This window comes from Rhodococcus sp. NPDC059968, from assembly GCF_042738615.1.
GTDB lineage: Bacteria > Actinomycetota > Actinomycetes > Mycobacteriales > Mycobacteriaceae > Rhodococcus_F.
Map to the genome: position 1 here is coordinate 1 of NZ_JBHWUE010000217.1, position 4,230 is coordinate 4,230.

Below are 4,230 nucleotides of genomic sequence, written 5' to 3' on the forward strand. Positions count from 1 at the left end.
AGGACACCGTCGACAGAACAAAACCACAACCACCCACTAAACCACCTGGTCAAACCACATAAACTGCTGCCAAACCGCCGCAACTTCGGGCTAGCTGAACCGGTCGGTGATCGCACTGATCGGCAACCGCTGACTGCAGGCAGCATCGACGTCGTTCGTCGCCAATGCGAGAGGGCCAGTGCAGTTCTGGGCAGTGCACGGATGGTCACTCCATCCCATCACCCGTGCCAACGTTTCACAGCAGCGGGTTTGCGCGCACCACGAACATCCGCCCGGAGCCTGGAACCGCCCGATACCGGGCGGGATCTTGATTCGCCCGCGACCGCCCAGGCGGCCGGGGATACTGGTGGGATGGGGAGCGTGTTGATTCTCGGCGCCGTCGGGGTGGTACTCGAAGAATTGGAGTCCGCGTGATCCTCGACGACATTTCTGCGCCCATCGTTCTTGCGCCGATGGCGGGCGGGCCGTCAGCGCCGGAGCTCACCGCGGCCGTCGCCGAGGCGGGTGGGTTCGGCATCCTCGCGGGCGGATATCTGAGTGCCGATACGCTGGCGCAACGGGTTGCACAGACGCGGCTGCTCACCTCGGCGCGGTTCGGTGTGAACCTGTTCGCGCCGGGGAAGCCGACACCGGTCGAGCAGATCGCGCCGTACCTCGACGAGCTCGCCGCGACCGGAGCCGAGGTCGGCGAACCGCGTTTCGACGACGATGACTGGTCCGCCAAGCTCGACCTCCTCGTCGCTGATCCCGTTGCGGTGGTGTCGTTTACGTTCGGCTGCCCGTCGCCGACAGAGATCGAGCGACTGCACGGTGTCGGGTCCGAGGTGTGGGTGACCGTGACGTCGACGATCGAGGCGCAGGTCGCCGTGGCTGCGCGCGCGGACGTGTTGATCGCGCAAGGAGCCGAAGCCGGCGGGCATCGCGCGACCTTCCTCTCCCGTCCGGGCGACGATCTGACCGACCCGATCGGCCTGATCGCGTTGATGCAGTTGTTGCGCGGCACGGTCTTCCCGGTCCCCCTGGTGGCCAGCGGCGGCATCACCACCGGCGCTGGGCTGGCAGCGGCGTTGGCGGGTGGCGCGGCCGCCGCGCAGCTCGGATCGGTCTTTATGTGCTGCCCGGAGGCGGGTACCTCGGCGGTGGTGCGCGACGCACTCACCAGGGGGCGGCCGACCGCGCTCACTCGTGCGTTCACCGGACGGTGGGCGCGTGGCATCCGCAACCGATTCCTCGACGAGCACACCGCCACCGCACCCGCGGCCTACCCGGAGATCCACTACGCGACGTCGCCGCTGCGCAAGGCCGCGCGGGAGAGCGGGGACAGTGAAGCGGTGAATCTCTGGGCCGGGCAGGCCTACCAGCTCGCGAAGGAGCGGCCCGCTGCCGAGGTGGTGCAGCGCCTGGTCACGGGGTGCCGTGCGTCGCTCGAGGCTGCGGCGAAGCGGATCTCACCGCCGTGACCTGGGTGTCGGGTCCGCGCCGCGCCCCCGTGCTCGTTCGGTTCTCGTCGGTGAGATGACTGTTCAGGAGTGACGTGGTGGTGGGATGGTCGTGTCATCGGTGCTCGGGCCGGTGGTGTGAAAGGTGGCCGCGGTGACAGGTGCATCGCCGGACGAGTGCCCTGAGCGCGGCGCGGACGGGAAGATTCCGGATCGGTGGTGGCTCGAGGACGCGTCGGACCTCGGTGCTGCGGCCGCGGTGGAGCCGTTGATTCGGGAGTACTGGGCCTGGGCGGGTGAGGAATTGGCCGGGATGCTCGGTCGCCCGGTGCGGGCGGATTCCGCGGAGAGGATGCACCGGGCGTTCATGGCGGAGCTGCCGGCGATCACCGGGCCGCGGGGCCGGTTGCTGGTGGCGCGAAATACGGAGGGCATTGTCGGGGTCGGAATGCTGAAACCGGTCGATGATGTCACCGCCGAGCTCAAACGGGTCTACGTTCGCCCGGTTGTGCGTGGCAGGGGTGTGGCGCGGGCGCTGCTGAGAGAGTTGCTTGATGCTGCCCGCACGGAGGGGTTTGTCACGGTTCGTCTCGAGTCGCTGCGATTTATGACGGCGGCGCATGCGTTGTATCGATCCGACGGGTTCGTGGAGACGCCGCCGTTCCCGGGGTCGGAGGCGGTGAGTGCTGGGCTCGAGTCGGCGGCGGTGTTCATGGAGCTACGCCTGTAGGTCGTCGGTGGCCTCAGCCATGGGGTGCGGTCGGCGACACCCGGACGGTGATGCCGTCGCGGACTGGATCGCGTTGCCGGCGGCCGGTTTGAAGGTCGGGGGTGTCCGCCGCTCCTTGTCAGAGCCGTTTCGTACCGCGGAGTATCTGGACGAGTGGTAGCGATGAGGCGAGGCCCACGCTCATCTGGGGGTGGACGGCGCTGAGGTTGGCGAGGACGGCGTATCGGGCGCCGTTGTCCCGCCAGTCGGCGAGTTGGTCGATGATGTCGGTGGGGGTGCCGGTGAGGAAGGTTTCGCGGACGAGGGAGGGCGGAACGCGGTCGGCGTAGTCGAGGGCGGTGGCTTCATCGATGGTGTGGGGGAGCAGGTCCTGGGCGCCGGTGAAGTCGGGGCCGAGGGGGTGTTCGACGCCGTGGCGGGCCCAGACATGGGCTGGCGCGTTGAGTGCGCCCACGCGGGCGGGCACCGAATCGACCATATCGTCGACCTGGATGGTGGTGCGGGCGGTGAGGATGAAGAAGAGGGCGGCGGGCAGGATCGTCTGGGGGTCGCGTCGGGCGTTGTCAGCGGCGGCCCGGATGATGTCGAGCTTTTCGGCGTATTGCTTCGGGGTTTGCGCGTAGCCGGGGAACCAGGCGTCGGCGTAGTGGCCGGCGATGCGCAGCATCCGGGGTCCGTGGGCGGCGACCCAGATCGGGGGCCGGGTCCCTTTGTGGGGTGGGATGTCGAAGACAGCGTCACGCAGCGGGAAGAACTTCGAGTCCCGGGTGACGGGTGTGCCGCCGGAGTTCCACAGTGCGCGGATGGTGGCGAGGGCTTCCTCGAATCGTCCGACGGGTTGGGTCCAGTCGACTCCGTAGGGTTGGTTGCCTTCGCGTTCGCCGGGCCCGAAGCCGAGGATGCCGCGGCCGCGGCTGAGAAGGTGGAGGGTGGCGGCGGCTTGGGCGGTGACGGCGGGGTTGCGCCGGCCGGCGTCGGTGACGCCGACACCGAGGCGTAGGCGTGCGAGCTTGTTGTGGGCGGCAACGTAGCCGAGGGCAGTCCAGGGCTCGTAGAACGCGTTCGCGCTTGGTGTCAGCTTGGCTCCGCCGGTGTAGTGGGGTTTCCAGATGGAGGACGGGAGGAGGCTGTTGAGGTGGTCGGGCAGCCACATCGAATCGGCTCCGCCGGCGACCGCTTGTGCTCGGGTGTTGCGCAGCGTCAGGTCCGGCGCGAAGCGGGGGTGAATCGCGTGGTCCATCAGCCCGGTCTTGAAGCCGTTCATGGTTGTTCCTCCGGTTCGGTTTCGGGGTGGGTGGTGCGCAGTGCTGCGGCGAGTTTGGCGTTGGCGAGCTCGAGGAGCGGTGGGAGGGCGTGGGCGTCGATGTCGAGGTACGTGCACATTTGGTCGTGGGCGACGCCGGCGTCCCGAAGCCGCAGGGCGAGGGAGTAGGGGTGAGGCAGTCGTCGTAGCGCCTGCTCGCGGGGTGTCAGTGGTGTGCTCATGGGTTTCAGGGTGCGTTCGGCGCGCACGGTGGGGTGGAGTAGTTGGCTACTCCAGTTAGTGCCCACGATGGGGAGGGGTGTGTTCGCCGGTGAGGATGGCGCCGAGGTCTTCGCGGCCGGAGACGCCGGTTTTGAGGGCGGCTCGGTGGAGGTGTCCTTCGATGGTGCGGACGGATAGGGTCATTTTCTTGGCGATTTGTTTGTTCGACAGTCCTTGGGCGGCGAGGGTGATGACTTCGCGTTGCCGGGTGGTCAGGGGTGAGGGTTGGAGTGCCTCGGCCAGTGCGGGTGTCTGGGCACCCTCGCACGCGTCGGTCAGGCGCTGCGCGCGGGCGGCGGCGGTAAGCGCGGATCCGTTGCGGCCGCGGCGGCGAAAGGTGGTGGCGGCGTGCGCGGCGGTGTCCGCCGCGCCGAGTAGGTCTCCCATGTCCCCGAACTGGCGGGAGGCGGAGAGGAGGCCGTTAGCGTCACCGGCGGCTAGGCCGAAGTTGCGGCGGTTTGGCAGCAGTTTATGTGGTTTGACCAGGTGGTTTAGTGGGTGGTTGTGGTTTTGTTCTGTCGACGGTGTCCTCAGGT

5 protein-coding genes are annotated in these 4,230 nt (G+C 68.2%); 2 read left to right on the plus strand and 3 right to left on the minus strand.

Annotated elements, in window-relative coordinates:
* Positions 1-410 precede the first annotated feature (410 nt).
* The gene (locus ACFWAY_RS53065) at positions 411-1,460 is read left to right on the plus strand and encodes an NAD(P)H-dependent flavin oxidoreductase (RefSeq protein ID WP_378516444.1); all 1,050 of its coding nucleotides are present in this window, start codon (positions 411-413) and stop codon (positions 1,458-1,460) included.
* A gap of 133 nt (positions 1,461-1,593) precedes the next feature.
* On the plus strand, positions 1,594-2,169 hold the full coding sequence (locus ACFWAY_RS53070; protein WP_378516445.1) for a GNAT family N-acetyltransferase: 576 nt from the start codon (positions 1,594-1,596) through the stop codon (positions 2,167-2,169).
* Positions 2,170-2,287: 118 nt separating this feature from the next.
* Here ACFWAY_RS53070 and ACFWAY_RS53075 read toward each other — a convergent pair whose 3' ends face one another.
* From ACFWAY_RS53075 to ACFWAY_RS53085, 3 genes are all read right to left on the minus strand, one after another.
* Positions 2,288-3,433 carry an LLM class flavin-dependent oxidoreductase gene (locus ACFWAY_RS53075; protein ID WP_378516446.1) on the minus strand — a complete coding sequence of 382 codons (1,146 nt, stop codon included), beginning with the start codon at positions 3,431-3,433 and terminating at the stop codon, positions 2,288-2,290.
* On the minus strand, positions 3,430-3,654 hold the full coding sequence (locus ACFWAY_RS53080; protein ID WP_378516447.1) for a hypothetical protein: 225 nt from the start codon (positions 3,652-3,654) through the stop codon (positions 3,430-3,432). Before ACFWAY_RS53080 ends, ACFWAY_RS53075 begins: the two co-directional genes overlap by 4 nt.
* Before the next feature lie 55 nt (positions 3,655-3,709).
* Positions 3,710-4,230, minus strand: a 521-nt coding sequence (locus ACFWAY_RS53085) for a response regulator transcription factor (protein WP_378516448.1), incomplete at its 5' end; no start/stop codon positions are given.

Excerpts from the sequence above, each read along its gene's own strand:
- ACFWAY_RS53075 (WP_378516446.1), bottom strand. The coding sequence starts at position 3,433 with ATGAACGGCTTCAAGACCGGGCTGATGGACCACGCGATTCACCCCCGC.
- ACFWAY_RS53080 (WP_378516447.1), bottom strand. The coding sequence starts at position 3,654 with ATGAGCACACCACTGACACCCCGCGAGCAGGCGCTACGACGACTGCCT.